This is a genomic window from Kineococcus sp. NBC_00420, from assembly GCF_036021035.1.
GTDB lineage: Bacteria > Actinomycetota > Actinomycetes > Actinomycetales > Kineococcaceae > Kineococcus.
Window position 1 is genome coordinate 5,365,250 of record NZ_CP107930.1, and the last position, 16,775, is coordinate 5,382,024.

Sequence of the window (16,775 nt, forward strand, 5' to 3'; positions counted from 1 at the left end):
AGCAGTCTCCTAGCGCTGCGGGACGGCGGCCGCCGCGATCTCTCGTTGCGCCCACGCGCTGACGTCACCGCCGATCATCGCCAGCGACAGCAGGTCCGGGAACGCATCTGGGGTACAGGCGAACGCTGGAATGCCCAGCGCGGCGAGCGCGGCCGCGTTCTCGCGGTCGAAGGCGGGGGCACCGGAGTCAGAAAGAGCCAGCAGGACGATCACCTGGACACCGGCGGCCTTCATCGCGGCTATCCGCTTGACCATTTCGTCGCGAACACCACCCTCGTAGAGGTCGCTGATGAGGAAGAAGAGGGTGTCGGCGGGGCGGGTGATACGGCCTTGCCCGTAGGCGATGGCACGGTTGATGTCGGTTCCGCCACCGAGCTGGACACCGAAGAGGACGTCGACGGGGTCGGCGAGGGATTCGGTGAGGTCGACGACTTCGGTGTCGAAGGCGATGAGTGTGGTCTTCAGGGTCCGCATCTTCGCCAGTACCGCGCCGAACACGCTGGCGTACACAACGGATTCCGCCATCGAGCCTGACTGGTCGATCTCCAGGATGACTTCCTTGGCGACGACCTGCTGGCGGCGGCCGTAGCCGATGAGCCGCTCGGGCACCACGGTGCGGTGCTCGGGTAGGTAGTGGGCGAGGTTGGCGCGGATCGTGGCTGCCCAGTCGACGTCGTGCAACCGGGGGCGGTGGGTGCGCGCAGCGCGGTTGAGGGCTCCAGTCACCGCAGAGGTGGTGCGCTCAGCGACGCGGTCCTCGATCTGGCGCACGACCTCGGCCACGACCTGACGGGCGGTTTCCTTCGTGCGCTCGGGCAGGACGCGGCCCAGGGAGAGCAGGGTGCCGACGAGGTTCACATCGGGCTGAACAGCACCGAGCAGTTCCGGCTCCAGCAGCAACCGCGTCAGGTCCAAACGCTCGACGGCGTCACGCTGCATGACGTGCACCACGGTGGAGGGGAAGTAGGTGCGGATGTCGCCTAGCCACCGCGCCACCTTGGGAGCGGAACCACCCAGACCAGCTGAGCGCCGCCCGCCCGCGCTGGAGCGCGCGCCAGGTGAGGTGGCGGGAATGTCGTAGAGGGCGGCCAACGCGGCATCCACCGCAGCGTCTGACCCGCTCAGGCGCGCGGCGCAGCCCTCAGCGGCGTCCCCCAACAGCAGGCGCCAGCGTCGGGCGCGGCCGGCCTCATCCACGAGCGGGGCGAGGCCCTCGCCGGGGGTGGCGCCCTGTGTGGCGCTCTGTGTGGCGTCAGGGACGCTGTTGGCGAGATTGTCAGGGGTGCTGATGTTCATGCTTGTCCTCCGAGTAACAGCACCGCGGTACGCAGCACAGGTGAGGCGAGGGCATCATCAACCACGGCCACCGCGCCGGAACTGAAACTGCTGCTCGTGACGGCGGCACGGCGGGTGACGGCGTCGCCGATGCTGCGGCGCTCAGCGCGGTCGTAGGCGCCGAAGGTACGCCGCAGCAACGGCAAGACCTCGATGAACTCCCGCTGCGCCAGCGAGCAGACCCAGTCGTCGAGCAGGGCGAGCAGGTCGGTGTCGTGAACCAGCAGCAGCCCGTCACGACCGAGGAAGCCCTCCACCCACGCTGCCTGAGCCGGAGCCGGGGTACCCACCGACAGCGCGCGCTGCAGCCGGTGGGCGGACTCGGTCAGGCTCAGCCGGGCGGCGTCGCGCAACAAACGGGTGGCGCGACCGGTCAGCAGGCCGTGAACCTCGGCACGGGCGGCCAGCCCGGCCAGCGCGTTGAACCACCGGTCCTCGGCCTCGCCGTCCTCCCACAGCAGCACAGCCGCGTGCACCTCATCCAAGTCCGCGCGCAGTGCGCCGGCTCCGGCGTCGTCGAGGCTGGTGACAGCGCTGGGCAGCGCAGCGCAGGTGCGCACGAGCAGGCTGCTCGCGACGGCGGTCAACGCGCTCGCACGGGTACCGCGCACGTCGCTGTAGCGGGCGGCACGTACCAACGCGGGCAACGCGGCCATGAGGTGCGCCACGTCGAGGTCGAGGGCAGCACGCTCGTCGATCGCGGCGACGACCGCGGGCAGGGCCTCGGGAAGGTCGGCCAGCAGGCAACGCTCCACCAGTCCGGTCAGTGCAGGCAAGGAGGCCCTCGAGGCGTCGGCCACCGCCTTGGCGCTCGCCGCAGCCGCCACCGTGGTTCCCCACAGTGAGGCTTCCACGACCGAGACGGCCAGCTCCGGCACCCACGCCAGCCGCCACGCTTCCCGGAAGGTGCCGGTGCTGCGGACCTGCGATCGAGTCGGCACCCCCCAGCCGATGTCGAGCAGACTCAACCGGTGCAGCAGTCGGCTGCGGGCGGCGTCGGTGTCCTTGCGCAGGTCCAGCTCCAGTACCCGCTCGCCAGGTTCCTGCGCCAGCCGCAGCCGCTTGGCGCTCGCGCGCAGGTCCGCGGCCAGGGGAACCGTCGGGGCGGCGTCGGGGACGCAACCCATCGCCTCACCCACCACCAGACGGTCGGTGATGAGAGCGAGTACGGCGTCGTCGCCTTCGGCGAGGACGGCGCGGGTGGCCTCGGTGACTTCCGCCAGCCCGGCCAGCGGGCGTCCGCGCAGGATCGCGAGGGTGTCAGCCAGTCGTACGGCCTCGATGACGTGGGCGCTGGAGACGGGGAGGTCTTCTGCGCGCAGGACGCCGGCGACTTTCGTCAACCAGCGGGGGACAGGCTCGTCGACGGCGGTGAAGAGGTGGTGGTACCAGCCTGGGGAGGCGATGCCGGCACCGTAGCCGGAGGCGTGCGCGAGGCGGGAATGCGTCCAGGGCACCCACGTCACGGAAGTCCGTCGCTTGGGCAGACCGCGCAGCAGGCGGGCATCGGAGGCAGCAGAAGGCAACGTCCCGCTCAGAGCGGGCGCGTGCCAGGCGCCGCAGACCACAGCGACCCGCTGCGCACCGTCCTTGAGGACTCCGCGCAGCACCTGGCGCATGTGCGCCTCACGGCGCTCTTCCACCAACTGTTGCCTCGCAGGTAGCGCAGGCGCGGCCGCGCGCAGTTCGGCCATCGCCTCGGTGAGGACGCTGAAGGGGGTCGGAGTGTTCAGGCGAGACTCCACGACGTCCTCCCACCAGCGTTCCGGATCGTCGTAGCCGCCCGCTGCGGCAAGGGCAGCCAACGGGTCCCGGCGCACACCCAACGGGTCGTGGTCAACACCCTGGGGATCTTCTCCTGGCTCCTGCTCTGCCGGTTCCTGCTCTGCCGTGTCCGCAGTCTCTGCCGTGTCCCCGGCGCGTGCGGCGTCTGCAGCACCTTCAGGGGTTTCGACGGTCTCGACCTCTGCTGTGTCCTCGTCGCGTTGGGCGAGACTGACACTGGAGGGCAGGTCGCAGAAGCGAACGGGCGCAGCGTGCTCACGCGCCCACACCAGAGCCTGCCACTCGGGGGAGAACACCGCGAACGGCCAGAACGCTGCGATACCGGGCGTGTCGGCGACGTGAGCGAGCAGCGCGACGGGCGGTACGAGACCGGGGTCTGCGACCAGGATGGCCACCGGGTCAGCGTCGGCGGGACCTTCGATGAGGACGACGTCAGGCTGCAGCCGTTCCAACGCCGCCCGGACCGCGCGCGCGGAACCAGGACCGTGGTGGCGCACCCCGAGAACCTCCACGACGGCAGCCCCACCGGCATTCCCACCGATATCGGTGCTGACACCGGCCCCGGTATCGGGGACTGCGTGGGTATCGGGGACTGCGCCGGTTTCAACGCCCGGGGTGGTCTCGTATCCTTCGACGTCGTCGCCTTCGTGTCCCGAGGTTTCGTGTCCCGAGGTTTCATCTCCCGCGCTCTCGCGAGGGGTGCCCGTGCTCACCCGCTCACCTCGCGGCAGGCGCGGTAGAAGGGCGCCCAGTCGCGGCGCTCGCGGACGACGGCCTCGAGGTACTCCGTCCAGACGGCCCGGTCGGCGACGGGGTCTTTGACCACGGCGCCGAGGATGCCGGCGGCGACGTCGTCGGGGCGCAGTTGCCCATCGCCGAAGTGCACGGCCAGCGCGATGCCGTGGGTGACCACGGAGATGGCCTCGGCGGGCGAGAGGGTTCCCGAGGGGCTCTTCAGACGGGTGCGTCCGTCGCTGGTCTGCCCTGAGCGCAGCTCACGGAAGACGGTGACGACGCGGCGGATCTCCTCAGCCGCCGGGGGCACGGGGGGCAGTTCGAGCGCGGCGCCGAGTTGCGCGACCCGGCGGGTGACGATGTCGACCTCCTCGTCCTCGCTGGCCGGCAGGGGCAGAACGACGGTGTTGAAGCGTCGGCGCAACGCGGAGGACAACTCGTTGACGCCGCGGTCACGGTCGTTGGCGGTGGCGATGACGTTGAAGCCCTGGCGGGCTTGGACCTCGATCCCCAGCTCCGGGACCGGCAGCGTCTTCTCCGAGAGCACGGTGATCAAAGCGTCCTGCACGTCGGAGGGAATGCGGGTCAGTTCCTCGATGCGGGCGATGCTGGCCTGCTCCATCGCGTTCATCACCGGTGAGGGCACCAGGGCGGCGGCGCTGGGCCCCTCGGCGAGCAGGCGGGCGTAGTTCCAGCCGTAGCGGATGGCTTCTTCCGCGGTACCTGCGGTGCCTTGGACCAGCAGCGTGGAGCGGCCACTGATCGCGGCGGCCAGGTGCTCTGAGACCCACGTCTTGGCGGTACCGGGGGAGCCGAGCAGGAGCAGGGCCCGGTCGGTAGCCAGGGTGGCGACGGCGACTTCGACGAGGCGGCGGGGGCCGATGTACTTGGGGCTGATCACCGTGCCGTCGGGCAGGACTCCCCCGAGCAGGTAGGTGGTCACCGCCCACGGCGACAGCCGCCAGGCCGGCGGGCGGGGACGGTCGTCGGCGGCGGTGAGGGCAGCCAGTTCGGCGGCGAAGGACTGCTCGGCGTGCGGGCGCAGAACCTCTTGGCCGGTGCTGCCGGCGGTGGGGATGGTCAACGGAACTCCTCAAGCATCTGGTGGCGTTCGGCCACGGTGTCGGCGACATCGCTCAGGGCAGGGCGCCACGGATTGTCGACCTGCAAGTTCTCGGCGACGGCGCGGACCGCACCGGCGGTGGAGAGGGTGGCGGGCAGGCAGTGCGCGGCCCGCTCCAGCAAGTCGTGCCTCACCCACCGACTGCGGCGGGCCGCCTTGGCGAGCCAGTCGAGCACAGCGTCAGCCAGTAGCTGCGGCCACGGTCCCGGGCAGGCCGCGACGGCTACACCGACCCGGTCACCGGTGCTGTCGTCGCCGGTCCCGGTGCGTGTGGCGGCGGTGACGAGCGCTGCCACGGCGGTGGCCCGCTCGTCCTGCGGTAGGAGCGCCAACAGTTCGGCGCCGTGCTGCACGGCGTACCCCGCGGCGTATCCCGCGCTGGCACCGACGCTGGCGTTGAGCAGCGTCCGCGCCCAGCGCACATCGCGGTGCAGGACGGTGGCCTGGGCCCAGGCGGCATGCAGGTCCCGGCCGAGGCCGCCGTCGACGGGCAGCACGATCAAGCCTTCGACGGTCTCGCCGAGCGCCTCCTCCCACGCCGACGGTGGAGTGATCGCGATGAGGTGCTGCAGTGCCCACACGCCCGGGCCGACGCCGGCAGGAGCGGTTCCAGCGCTCATCACCGGCAGGGCGGGATCGGCGGGGTCGGGCAGGGTGACGACGAGGATGCGTCGCAACCGTTGCCGCTGCAGGTGCACGGCGGCTAGCGCGGCTCGGTGGACTTGCCTGCTCCAGGCGGCCTCGGGCAGCCGCGCGAGGAGTCCTTCGGCGGTGCGGCGCACGTCTTGGCTGCGGTCGACGCGGGCGCGTTCGAGTAGTTCCTCGTCCTCGTGGGAGAGTCCAGCGGTCAACGCCGCGATGAAGGCGGCCCGGTCATCGGCGCGTTCGGAGCGCCAGGTCAGGGCCAGCAGCGCGGTGCGGGCGGCGGCCGGGTCCCGTTGCCGCAGCTGTTGCAGCCACGCGCGGCGATCTGCGGCGCTGCCGTGCTCCCACGCCGCGTCCAGTTCCTGCTCGTCGTCCTGCTGGCCGAGTTCGTCGGGTCCCGGCCCACCGTGCAGGGAGGGGGTACCGGACGGGCGGTGAGGGCCCACGGCGTCTGCCCAGTCAGCGCGCTGCTCCGCCAGCCACCACCCGCGCGGGCCCAGCACCGGAGCCACGGCTGCGGCGATCTCAGGCCGACGGACGGCCAGGTCGAGCAGGACGGGCAGCCGCACGGGGGGCACGGTGCAGCGGGCGTCTCTCGTGAGTTGCAGCCACGTCCTCAGCAGGGCATCGGCCCGGGCACCGCCACCACCACCGCCGCCACCACTAGTACTGCCGCCCTGGGTACCGAGGCCGAGGCGAGCCAACAGCGAACCCAACCGAGCGGCAGCCGCGGCCGGCAAGGGACGCTCCCCGTCGACGGGCGCGGGAACCAGCGGAGTGCGATCGGTCAACGGAACTCGTCCCGCACGGCGGTAGAGCGTCAGCAGGGCGGCCGCGTCGAGCAGAGTGGTCGCCGCGTCCACCGCCCCCACCGCGGTGCGCACCTCAGTGAGCGCGGCAGCGGCAGGAGCAGGCAGCGCAGTGAGGTCGGCGGGTCGGCGGTCAGTGCCCAGCAAGGCAGTGCCGACGAGGGCGTTCCAGCCGGCCTCGCCGGAAGTGGACGTCGTCACAGTCGGACCAGCCCGTCGCCGGTCAGGGCCGCGTTGAGCCGCAACCCTTCCGGACTCCAGTCCCCAGCCACGACGCACGGGGCCGCCCCGGTGACCGCCAACATCGTCCACACCCCGTCGGAGTCGATGAGGGGCACCGCGTTCCCCGCGGCGTCCACCAACGCCCACCCCTCCGTCGCCGACGCGGTGCCCTTCGTCGACGTTGACGTCGACATTGACTTCGTCGGTATCGACACAGTGCCCCTCGTCGCTACCGGGGCAGACAGCACGACGTCAGCGAGCACGACGGGTATGTCGAGCAGCCACGGATCGGCAGCCAGCGCACCGGCCCAGCGAGCATGCGCAACGGCCACCGACTCCGCCGCGACCGCACCCACGGGACCGAGATCGCCGTAGCGGGCTCCGACGACAGCACGCAACGGATACCCACCAGCGTAGAAGTGCAGATCAGCCTCGACGCTGGTGCCCGGCACCAACGAGGCATCCAAGGGACGCCCCGGCGGGGCGAAGGACAGCACGACCGCAGTCCTCCCGGTGCGTTCACCAGCAAGGTGCACCCGCCGGGTGACCAGCCGGTCCTCCACCTGGTCACGCAGGCTCAACACGTTCCACCGATCACGCACAGCAGCGTCAGCGAGAACATCCTCAGTGCGCACCGGATGACCGACGCGAGAGCGAACGGTAGCGGCCAACGGCGCCGGCAACGCCTCCACACGACCATGAGCAGAGACCAGCAGATGCAGCATCGCGAGCTCCTCCAACAAGCGTGAAGACCAGCCCTCCCCGCTGACCGCGACTCGCGCCAAGCCGCGCACGGCACCAGCGAGCGCACCGGCCTGCGCATCGACCAAGCGCGCAGCGACCGGGTCGGTGCGCTGGTATCCGGCATGGTCCGCGCCCGCCAACCCGGTACGAATCTGATCATGAAGCCGACGCGACAGCTCCTCCACCCCCGCAGACGTTCGGGCAGCACGTTGCTCAACGCGGCGGGCGGCGGCGGCCGGGTCCGCGGGCGGCCCTCCAGAGTGGGCGACAACCGTGGGACGGGCGGCCTTCTCCGCTCGAGCCGACAACCAAGCCTGGCTGAAGGTGGCGGGAGCGCTCTCTTCAGGAACGGCTCCCTCGGCCCACAGCAAGAGCAAGCCCAAGGCGTGCTTGCAGGGGAACTTGCGGCTCGGGCAGGAGCACTTGTACGCCGGACCAGACAAGTCCACGATCGCCTGGTAAGGCGTCGCACCCGACCCCCGGCACAACCCCCACAACGCACCGCCCACCCCCTCACCCGGGCTGAGGACCCCCGTCTGCGACCACGGAGTGGGCACGCCGAGCTTTCGGCCGGCGGCAGCACTCGAGGCGTCAGGAGCCAGCGCGAGCACCTGCTCCACGCTCCAGCGATCAATCACGTCTTCGACGGTATCGACCGCCACCGACACGACCCGGGTCCCTCGGGGACGTTCACCCAGTCGCCAGGCGTCCCCAGCACAGCATCGCCGAGGTCCATCCACCTCAGCCTGGATCCACCGTCCCGTGATGCTGCGGGGGCCAGTACGTGAGGCGGCGGGTGGCTTCTGACCTGCAACGATGGGACTTCTCTACGGTTCCAACGCAGCAGCAAGGAAGACACCCGCCAAATGCAAGTCTCGCACGCCCTCCCCACCACCGCGGCGGCGTCCTCGATCACCTTCGACGACCCAAACCTCATCGCCTACGCCGGCCTGGCCCCGGCCCTGCAACTGGCCCAGACCGCGGGCCTGCACGACCTGCTCGGCCAGCACCTCACCCTCGCCGGGCCCGGGTCGGCTAACGCTGCGGCCAAGGCCACCGGCCTGGTCGCCGGGATGTTGGTCGGCGCCGACAGCATCGACGACATGGACGTCCTGCGACACGGCGCGAACACGAAACTGTTCGACGACGTCCGCGCCCCCTCGACCTTGGGGACGTTCCTGCGGACCTTCACTCACGGCCACGTCCGCCAACTCGACGCCGTCGCGGCCCGGTTCCTGACCGGCCTGCAGACCGCGACCGCCGCGGTTGGGTCACCGCTGCTGGCCGATGCCGACCAGATCCTCTACGTCGATGTCGACGACACCATCCGCCAGACCTACGGCTACGCCAAGCAGGGCGCCGGATACGGCTACTCGAAAGTCAAAGGCCTGAACGCGATGCTGGTGACCGCGACCACCCCGGCCAGCACGCCGGTGATCGTGGGAACCCGCTTGCGAAAGGGATCGGTCGCCAGCGCTAAGGGTGCGCCGAAACTACTGGGCGATACCCTGGCGACCCTCAAACGCACCGGCACCGGTGCTGGTGCTGGTGCTGGTGCTGGTGCTGGTGCTGGTGCTGGTGCTGGTGCGGCTACCGGTGGCGGGTTGGTGATCGTGCGGGCCGATTCGGCCTACTACAACCACGCCGTGATCGCCGCCGCCCGCCGCGGCCGGGCCCGCTTCTCCCTCACCGCTCGCAGCAATCCCGCTGTCCAGCGGGCGATCGCGGGCATCGCCGACGATGCCTGGACGCCGATCAAGTACACCGACGCGGTCTGGGATGAAGACGACCGGCGCTGGGTTTCTGATGCCGAGGTCGCCGAGACGACCTACACCGCGTTCACCGGCCGCAGGAAGGCTGAGCACGTGAGGGCGCGGTTGATCGTCCGCCGCGTCAAACGGTTGAACCCCGCCGCTCTCGGTCGGGGGCAGGGTGAGTTGTTCGAGACCTATCGCTATCACGCGGTGTTCACCGACTCCCCGCTGCCGATGCTGGTCGCGGAGAAAGATCACCGCGCGCACGCGGTGATCGAGTCGGTGATCGCCGAGGCCAAGGACGGGCCGTTGGCGCATCTGCCGTCGGGGAAGTTCCAGGCCAACGCTGCCTGGTTGGTGTTGGCCGCGATCACGCACAACCTGACCCGAGCCATTGCCGCGTTGGCGGGGACGACCCACCGTCGCGAACGTGCTGGGACGATCCGGGGCAAGCTGATCAGCTTGCCGGCGCGGGTCGCGTTCTCGGCTCGGCGGCTGCGGTTGCACGCCCCGTCCGGCTGGCCCTGGCAGTCCGGCTTGGAGAACGTGTTGGCCGCCATCGTTGAAATCGACCGGCATCAGCCGGTCGTGACCCGCCGGATCTGAGCAGTGCCCGACGCCCACCGCCCGAGAGGGCACGACCAGGAATCGCCGTGGAAGAGCCAACACCCGGTCGGCGGCTATCTGATGCCCTGCTCGTGGTGACCTGCCTTCGGCAGGTCACCACGAGCTCATCGGTCATTCGGTGGTGGATCCAGGCTCAGTCCACGGGGGACAGCAGCAATAGCGGCGAGCGCTGGGTTCATCGGAACGGGCCGGCGCTCGCAGGCCGCCGGTACATGACCGGTACGTGATCGACAGCAAGCATCTGCGCAGTGAGTGAGGTCTTGCTCAGGAGCAACCGTTGTGGCCGTCGAGACCCACCGATCCACGCAAGACGCGAGACGCGAGACGCGAGACGCCGTTGCAACTGCAACAACTCGACGGTCAACGACATCGACGGGGAACGACAACGGAAAGGCCTCACGGCTCACGTGCTACGTCAACGCCGGGGCGTTCGGCCTAGAAGGCCTGCGCCTGCTGCACTGGGTTGACCAAGACGGCTCGGAACTCCGCCCGTGCCGTCATGTTCACCGAGACCTGCGAGACCTGCGAGTCCTGCGACGGGCAGAACGTTCAGCAGCCAGCTCCGCGTCAGGAATCCTCGAGGTCGTTGGTTTGGTCATGGGTCTCATCGTCGATGAGTCCGTCGGCTTCGGTGATTTGTTGGACGGTTTCGTCGAGGAGGGCTTGGAGTTGGGCGCTGTCGGGTAGTGCGGCGCGAGCTTCGGGGGGGAGGGTTTCGTAGGTGTAGTCGGCGACGGCTAGGGGGGTGGCGGTGCTGGAGAGGGCGTAGCGCACGATCTGCTCGCTGCGTCCGGCGACGAGGAGGATGCCGATGGTGGGGGCGTGGATGGTGTTGTCGCGGACGAGGTCGTCGACCATGGCGACGTAGGTGCCCAGTTGTCCGACCATGCCGGCTTGGAAGGGGGTGACTTTCAGTTCGACGACGACGTAGCGTAGTTGGGTGAGGTGGAAGAGGAGGAGGTCAACGATGAGTTCTTCGCTCTCGGCACCGTTGCCCAGAGTGAAGCGGACCTGACGCCCGACGAAGGCCATGCCGTGACCGAAGGCGGTTAGGGTTGCTTGCAGCTTGTCCATCAGCGCTTGCTCAAGGCGTTTCTCGCTGACGGGGCCGGTGAGGGCGAGGTGGTCGAAGACGTAGGGATCGCGGGTCAGGGCTTGGGCGAGGTCGGAGTCGGGTGGGGGGAGGGTGACGGCGAAGTTGGAGGGGGCGGCGCCGATGCGGGTGTGCAGGCGGGACATGATCTGGTGCTGCAGGACGTTGCGAGACCAGTGTTGCTGCACGGCGTGGGTGGCGTACCAGGTGCGCAGCTGCTGGTCGTCGAGTTGGGTGATGAGGGTGGTGACGTGGCTCCAGGTCAATTCTGCAGACGGACTCTGCAGAAAGTCGCTCTCCTCGGGCCAGGCGGCGGCGACGGCGCGCATGTAGTGCAGGTTGCGCACGGAGAAGCCGCGGAGGTCGGGGAAGGCGTCGCGCAGGTCGGCGGCGAGGCGGTCGATGACCTTCCCGCCCCAGCCGGCGTGGTCTTGGCGCTCGAGGATGTCGCGGCCGATGGAGTAGTACAGGCGTAGGAGTTCGGTGTTGGCGGCGCGGGCGGCGCGGACCTGGGTGATGCGGACGCGCTCTTTGAGGGTCTCCAGGAGTTGGGCGTAGCCGACGGGCTCGAGGTCACCTGCTGGTGCGCCACGTGTCTGCTCGCTGCCTTGCTGCGGGTGGCGTGGGTGCTGATCCTCGGGCGGCGTGCGCATGGGGTGATCTTCTCGCACCCTGCGACATTCCTTCAGTGGTGATGTACCTGCTGATCCGCTGGCGTTGTGTCTACGGCAGCGGTCACCAGCTCGGCTGGCGTCTTGAACGGGGCTAGACGTAAAGAAACCCCGCGGGCCATGAGCCACTGCCGGGGTGATGTTGTCATTATCCCAAGATCATGCTGGATTGTCAAGCAGCGATACGTATGGGTAGCGACGTGAGGTGAGCCGTAGTGGGGTGCCATCAGTGGGGTGCTGCGGGTGGGGGACGAGGTCCGCGTGCGCCGGCAGGCATGCGACCCGCGCGATGTGCGGCCCCTTGTCCAGCGCAGGTGCCGCACGCGGTGCTGCGTGCTGGTGCGGCTATTGGCGGCTACGACCCTGGAATGCCCTTGGGGAGGGAGTCGGTCAGGCAGCTTGGGTTTCGCGGGTGTGGATGAGGCCAGCGGCTTCGAAGAGGGGAGCGAGGTCGAGGTCGCAGGCGTCGCAGAGGTGGTGCAGGTCGCTGAGGAGTTCCACGAGGGCTTGCTGCATGTCGTCGGCGTCGCTGTGGCTGATCTGGCCGTGGCGGTGCAGTGCTTCGGCGGCGTAGGTGGCGCGGTGGGCGTTGGTTTGGCGGGCCATGGCGGCGCGGGTGGCGAGGTGCTCAGTGTCGTAGCCGGTGTCGTAGCTGGTGTTGCTGAAGCCGTGGCCGGTGGTGCTGTGGCCGCCGGTACCGACACCGGTCCGGGTGCTGTCGGCGCTCGCGGGCTGATGGGTGGGGGTCTGGGTCATGGCGGGTCCTCCGGTGCGGGAAGTCCAAGGGGTGGGGCGAGGTGTGGGGGTGCGCGAGTGGCGTGAGTCGTGCTCGCGGCTTGGGCGCTCTGTCGGGCGTGGCGTCTTCACTGAAGCGTGCTGGGTGTGCTGCGCGTGCTGAGACCAACGGCCGAGCTGGGGTGCTGTTGCGTCAGCTGGCGGGGTGCTGGGTGACGATGAGGGTGAGGCGCGGATCTCGCCCGCTGAGTCCGCTCGAAGCAGCCTCTGTGGCAGCTTCAGGAGCGGTGGAGGCTCCACGGCCGGGGGCGGGCACCAGGTGGAGCCCGTCTCGCTGCTGACCTGCGGACCGACTTGCGGGCTGGCCGGCGGGGGGGGCGGGCGAGAGCGGCGAGGTAGCCGCTGCCTACGGGCGAGCCGGTCCCGGGGCGGGGGAGGGGTTCGCTGACGATGCTGATGACCGGTGCAGACGGCTGAGCAGCTTGAAGTTGAGCAGCCTGAAGCTGAGCGGCACTCAGCTGGCGGTCGGTGACCTGTCCAGTCTGCAGTGCAGCCGCCTCGAGGTGGGTGGTCGATCCTGCCACGTAACCGGCGAGGTAGCCGAAGAGCGCAGCGGCAGGAAGAGCGGCCAGGAGCAGGACGGCGCGTTCGCTGGGCTTGGCGTGGGCGAGCAGCGGTACGAGGGTGAGGGTGGCGAAGGAAGCCAGGCCGACGGTGGTGGCGCGGCGTGCATCGATGCGGCTACCGCGGGTGGTGATGCGGGGCACGTCGTGACTCCTGCCTGCTCCCGGTACCAGCTGAACCTTCCCTGCCCGGGGTTGAACCCGGTGGGTTGGCGAGCTGTCGCCTTTGCTGTGAGCTGAGCCTGCCACACGGCGACGCTGAGAGCACCAGCTACGGGATGTCAATGGCCAGGTTGCGGTCCCCACTGATGGCCAAGTCGAAGTCTCCACCCCCTCGCGATGATCAACGGCCCGGGATGCCCTCCCTCCGACCGTCGCGGGCCTGCTGAGCCTGCCTCATCCGATAGGACTCCCCGCTGGTGACCACGACCGTCGCGTGATGCAGGAGTCGGTCGAGAATCGAGGCGGCGGTGGTCTGCTCGGGCAGGAACCGACCCCACTGCTCGAAGGGCCAGTGCGAGGCGATCGCCAACGACCGCCGCTCGTAGGCCGCCGCGACCAACCGGAACAACAACTGGGTGCCGGTGTCGTCCAGCGGCGCGAAACCGATCTCGTCGAGGATGATCAGGTCGTTGCGCAGCAGGGCGTCGATCGAGCGGCCGACGGAGTTGTCGGCCAACGCCCGGTAAAGATTCTCGACCGCCTCAGCGGCGGTGCAGTACTTGACCTTCAACCCCGCCTCGACGGCAGCATGACCCAGGGCGATGAGGGTGTGGGTCTTACCGGTCCCTGGCGGCCCGATCAACGCCAGGTTAGCCTGGGCGCGGATCCACTCAAGGGTGGTGAGGTAGTCGAACGTCGCGGCGGGGATGCTCGAGGCGGCGACGTCGAAGGACTCCACCGTCTTCAGGACGGGAAACCCCGCGGCCTTCAGTCGGGTCGCGGCGTTGGAGGCGTCGCGGGCGGCGAGCTCGGCCTCGATGAGGACCCGCAGGGTCTCCTCCGGCGTCCAACGCTGGACCTTCGCCGTCGCCAGGACCTCCGGCGCCTGACGGCGGATCGTTGCCAACTTCAACCTCCTCAACCCCGCGACGAGGTCAGCGGGTAGTTCCGGCGCGGCCGGTGCCTGCGACGCCGGTGGAGCACTGCTGCGCGTTCTCGAAGGGATGGTGGCCGTGGTTGTCGCCGCCGTAGTTCTACTCCTCGGCGTACTGCTGCTGGCTGGATTGGTGGTCGGGCTCACGGGAGCTCCTCAACGGCTGGGATCGTTTCGTTCTCGGCGTAGTTCTCGGCGTAGTTCTCGATGCGGTAGGCGCCCAGGTCCCGGGTCGCAGCCGTCGGCAGTTCCAGAACGAGCGCCTCGCCGGCCGGGACGGGGGTCGGCGCGGCCGTCCCCGAACCGGTCCCGGCGGCGAGGATGGAGCGGACGTCCTCGGCGCGGAACCGTCTGAACGCGACCGCCCGCCGCAGTGCCTGCAGGAACCGTTCCTGACCGTGCGCGGCGGCCAGGGCCAACAGGATGTCCAGTTCGAAGGCGAGGCGGGTGTTACCGATCGCGGCAGCACCGACGATGAACTCCTCCGCGACCTCACCCAGTGCGCAGAAACGCTGCTCGACAGTCGTTCTCGGTCGGGGACCACGAGACGGTGGCTTGCGGGCCCCGTCGTAATGGGTGTCCAGTACCGACACCTCGCCGGGTGCGACCAGGGCGTGGTCGGCGAGGATTTCACCGCTCACGGCGTCCACGATGTTCAACCTCGCCCCATCGGGAATCACCCAGACCGTCTTGCCGAGCAGCCGGTTGGGGACGGAGTAGCGCGCCGAGCCGAACCGGATGCAGGAGAGCCGGTCGACCTTGCGGGTGACGGGGTCCGGTCCGATCTTCGCGCGCAGCGACGGCAACGGCGCCAACAGTTCCCGCTCGCTCTCCAACCGGTCCGCCGGGACGGCGGCGATCTCCGAATGCTGGGTGCCGTTGACCTCCGCCATCCAGATCCTCGCGGCCTCGTTCGCCGCCGCGAGGGTCACCGGTCGCCCGGTGACTTCGGCCTCGGTGAGTAGTGGGGTGAGCAGGTCCCGCTGGGCGTAGCCGACGAGGTTCTCCACGATCCCCTTCGACGCGGGATCAGCCGTGTGGCAGAAGTCCGGGGCGAAGCCGTAGTGCGCGGCGAAGCGGACGTAGGCCGGGGCCGGGACGACGACGTTCGCGACGACCCCGCCCTTCAGGCACGCCATCCGATCCGCGAGGACCTTGTCGGGGACCCCGCCGGCCGCGGTGAACGCCTCGCCGATCAAGGCAAGAGTGGTCGTCGACTTCTCATCGGGCGCGAACGCGACGAACCGGAACCTCGACCAGGCCAGGACCGCGCAGAACAGGTGCAGTCCGCCGACGGTCCCGGCCCAGTCGATGACCAGGTACTCACCTGGGGTCCAGACCGCCGGGCGGCGCTGACGGCCGGGGTTCTCGCTGCGCCAGCGGGTCTTCTCCACGGCAACCAGGCGGCGGAAGTTCCGGGCGGAACCGGCATATCCGGCGGTGACCGCGACCGGCAGTAACCGCTTCGCGGAGATCTTGCCCCTCGATGCCGTGACGCGTTCGGTGACGAGGTCGATGATCCCGTCGTAGTTGCGTGCCCTGGCCTCTCGAGGTGGGACCGGTTCACCGGCCAAGGCGGTCTGGGCGGCTTCGATGACGCGGCGGACGGTCTTGTGGGTGGTGCCGCAGAGTTGCGCGGCTCCGCGGTAGGTGCCGACCTGCTGGTAGGCGGCGACGATGTCCATGCGTTCCCTCGCTGACAACATGGGAGTACCCCTGGGCGGTGGTGGTGAGTGGTTGGCGCCTTCACCGTCACCGTCCAGGGCCCGTACTCCGGCTCGACACGACGAGCGAGGGGGTGGGGACTTCTATCTGGCCACCAGTGGGGACCTCACCTGGCCACCAGTGGGGACTTTTCCATGGCCACGGACAACGGGAGCGGGGGGGCAGAGCCAGGATCTGAGCTCGCGGGTTTCGGTCTGAGGTCATTAATCGTGTCGTCGCCGACGAAGTCCCCTCGTCGATGATCAGCTCATCGATAACGCCCAGCGATCGAGGTAGCGATCACATACCCGGCCGGTCGCCACCATCGTCTGCTCTCCCGGGTCGGCCCGCTCCACACCTCCAGCCCCCTGGACCATCACACCCACCGGCGCTCGCAGGCGGGGGCTGGCGCTGGCCCGCCCCAGGGTCAGTGGGCGTCTTGGTAGGCGCGCAGGACGGTGGGCTGATAGGGCCGCCGGTGGTGACGGTGTGGCCGTTGTCCAGAGCCCAGGCACGGATGATGCGGTGATCAGGGGTGAGGGTGGTGCGCTTGTAATTGTCGCGGTGACCGACGGTCTGCTTCCCGGTGCGGCGGGCGTGCTGGATGAACACGTCGAGACCAGCGCGGAGTTGGCGCGCGTGGTCGGTGCTGAGGTCGATCTCGTAGCCGGCGCCCTCGAGGGTGAAGACGATGCGTCCGGTGGCAGGACTGGTGCCGTCGACGTCGTCGATCAGTTGCGTGGTGGTGCGGGTGGCCATAGGGGCATGGTGACAGATGTCGAGGCATTGAAGCTGAGCATCAGCGGACAGGAAATCCATCCGGAGTCGCGCAGCAGTTGGATACGTCTCTAACAGTTTCTGGCCGTAATTGGCCGCCTCTGCGGGGCGGGCCGGGATTCAGGTTTCGACCCACCCCTTGCGGGCTTCCCGCTAGAGAGTGCAGCGCAGTACCCAGCAACGGGCCGGGGGACTTGCCCTCGGTCGCGGAACCTCCATCGCGAAACCGTCTGTCTGACCGGTCGCTGGACGCAAGATCGTCCCGGCGGTCTCGAGCCCGTACTCCCCACGCCGCAG

General features: G+C 69.4%; 12 protein-coding genes. 1 reads left to right on the forward strand and 11 read right to left on the reverse strand.

Annotated features, from left to right (window positions below):
• Window positions 1-9: 9 nt before the first annotated feature.
• The 5 genes from OG218_RS26195 to OG218_RS26215 form a co-directional block, all read right to left on the reverse strand.
• The gene (locus tag OG218_RS26195; RefSeq protein ID WP_328296154.1) at window positions 10-1,296 is read right to left on the reverse strand and encodes a VWA domain-containing protein; all 1,287 of its coding nucleotides are present in this window, start codon (window positions 1,294-1,296) and stop codon (window positions 10-12) included.
• Window positions 1,293-3,662 (reverse strand): DUF5682 family protein, encoded by a 2,370-nt coding sequence (locus OG218_RS26200; protein ID WP_442906565.1) that lies wholly within the window; start codon window positions 3,660-3,662, stop codon window positions 1,293-1,295. The genes OG218_RS26195 and OG218_RS26200 overlap by 4 nt, the downstream gene beginning before the upstream one ends.
• Window positions 3,663-3,829: 167 nt before the next feature.
• Entirely contained in the window at window positions 3,830-4,939 is a 1,110-nt protein-coding gene (locus OG218_RS26205; RefSeq protein WP_328296156.1) for an ATP-binding protein, read from the reverse strand.
• The gene (locus OG218_RS26210) at window positions 4,936-6,633 is read right to left on the reverse strand and encodes a DUF5691 domain-containing protein (RefSeq protein WP_328296157.1); all 1,698 of its coding nucleotides are present in this window, start codon (window positions 6,631-6,633) and stop codon (window positions 4,936-4,938) included. The genes OG218_RS26205 and OG218_RS26210 overlap by 4 nt, the downstream gene beginning before the upstream one ends.
• Entirely contained in the window at window positions 6,630-8,066 is a 1,437-nt protein-coding gene (locus tag OG218_RS26215; protein ID WP_328296158.1) for an SWIM zinc finger family protein, read from the reverse strand. Before OG218_RS26215 ends, OG218_RS26210 begins: the two co-directional genes overlap by 4 nt.
• A gap of 198 nt (window positions 8,067-8,264) precedes the next feature.
• Here OG218_RS26215 and OG218_RS26220 point away from each other — a divergent pair, with 198 nt between their 5' ends.
• Complete coding sequence (locus tag OG218_RS26220; protein WP_328296159.1) at window positions 8,265-9,758, forward strand: IS1380 family transposase; 1,494 nt, start codon at window positions 8,265-8,267, stop codon at window positions 9,756-9,758.
• Between the two features lie 588 nt (window positions 9,759-10,346).
• Here the strand turns inward: OG218_RS26220 and OG218_RS26225 are convergent.
• The 6 genes from OG218_RS26225 to OG218_RS26750 form a co-directional block, all read right to left on the reverse strand.
• Window positions 10,347-11,525, reverse strand: a complete 1,179-nt coding sequence (locus tag OG218_RS26225; protein WP_328296160.1) for a PDDEXK nuclease domain-containing protein — start codon at window positions 11,523-11,525, stop codon at window positions 10,347-10,349.
• Between the two features lie 408 nt (window positions 11,526-11,933).
• Window positions 11,934-12,299 (reverse strand): hypothetical protein, encoded by a 366-nt coding sequence (locus tag OG218_RS26230; protein WP_328296161.1) that lies wholly within the window; start codon window positions 12,297-12,299, stop codon window positions 11,934-11,936.
• A 257-nt stretch (window positions 12,300-12,556) separates the two neighbouring features.
• The gene (locus tag OG218_RS26235; RefSeq protein WP_328296162.1) at window positions 12,557-13,045 is read right to left on the reverse strand and encodes a hypothetical protein; all 489 of its coding nucleotides are present in this window, start codon (window positions 13,043-13,045) and stop codon (window positions 12,557-12,559) included.
• Between the two features lie 199 nt (window positions 13,046-13,244).
• Window positions 13,245-14,069 (reverse strand): IS21-like element helper ATPase IstB, encoded by an 825-nt coding sequence (gene istB / locus OG218_RS26240; protein ID WP_442906566.1) that lies wholly within the window; start codon window positions 14,067-14,069, stop codon window positions 13,245-13,247.
• A 71-nt stretch (window positions 14,070-14,140) separates the two neighbouring features.
• Entirely contained in the window at window positions 14,141-15,703 is a 1,563-nt protein-coding gene (gene istA / locus OG218_RS26245) for an IS21 family transposase (protein WP_328296164.1), read from the reverse strand.
• A 298-nt stretch (window positions 15,704-16,001) separates the two neighbouring features.
• Complete coding sequence (locus tag OG218_RS26750) at window positions 16,002-16,520, reverse strand: Lsr2 dimerization domain-containing protein (protein ID WP_442906430.1); 519 nt, start codon at window positions 16,518-16,520, stop codon at window positions 16,002-16,004.
• Window positions 16,521-16,775: the final 255 nt, after the last annotated feature.

Bases quoted from the DNA above. Each gene is read 5' to 3' on its own strand.
- OG218_RS26225 (WP_328296160.1), bottom strand. From the start codon at position 11,525: ATGCGCACGCCGCCCGAGGATCAGCACCCACGCCACCCGCAGCAAGGC.
- istA (WP_328296164.1), bottom strand. From the start codon at position 15,703: ATGTTGTCAGCGAGGGAACGCATGGACATCGTCGCCGCCTACCAGCAG.
- OG218_RS26230 (WP_328296161.1), bottom strand. From the start codon at position 12,299: ATGACCCAGACCCCCACCCATCAGCCCGCGAGCGCCGACAGCACCCGG.
- OG218_RS26220 (WP_328296159.1), top strand. From the start codon at position 8,265: ATGCAAGTCTCGCACGCCCTCCCCACCACCGCGGCGGCGTCCTCGATC.
- OG218_RS26750 (WP_442906430.1), bottom strand. From the start codon at position 16,520: ATGGATTTCCTGTCCGCTGATGCTCAGCTTCAATGCCTCGACATCTGT.
- OG218_RS26195 (WP_328296154.1), bottom strand. From the start codon at position 1,296: ATGAACATCAGCACCCCTGACAATCTCGCCAACAGCGTCCCTGACGCC.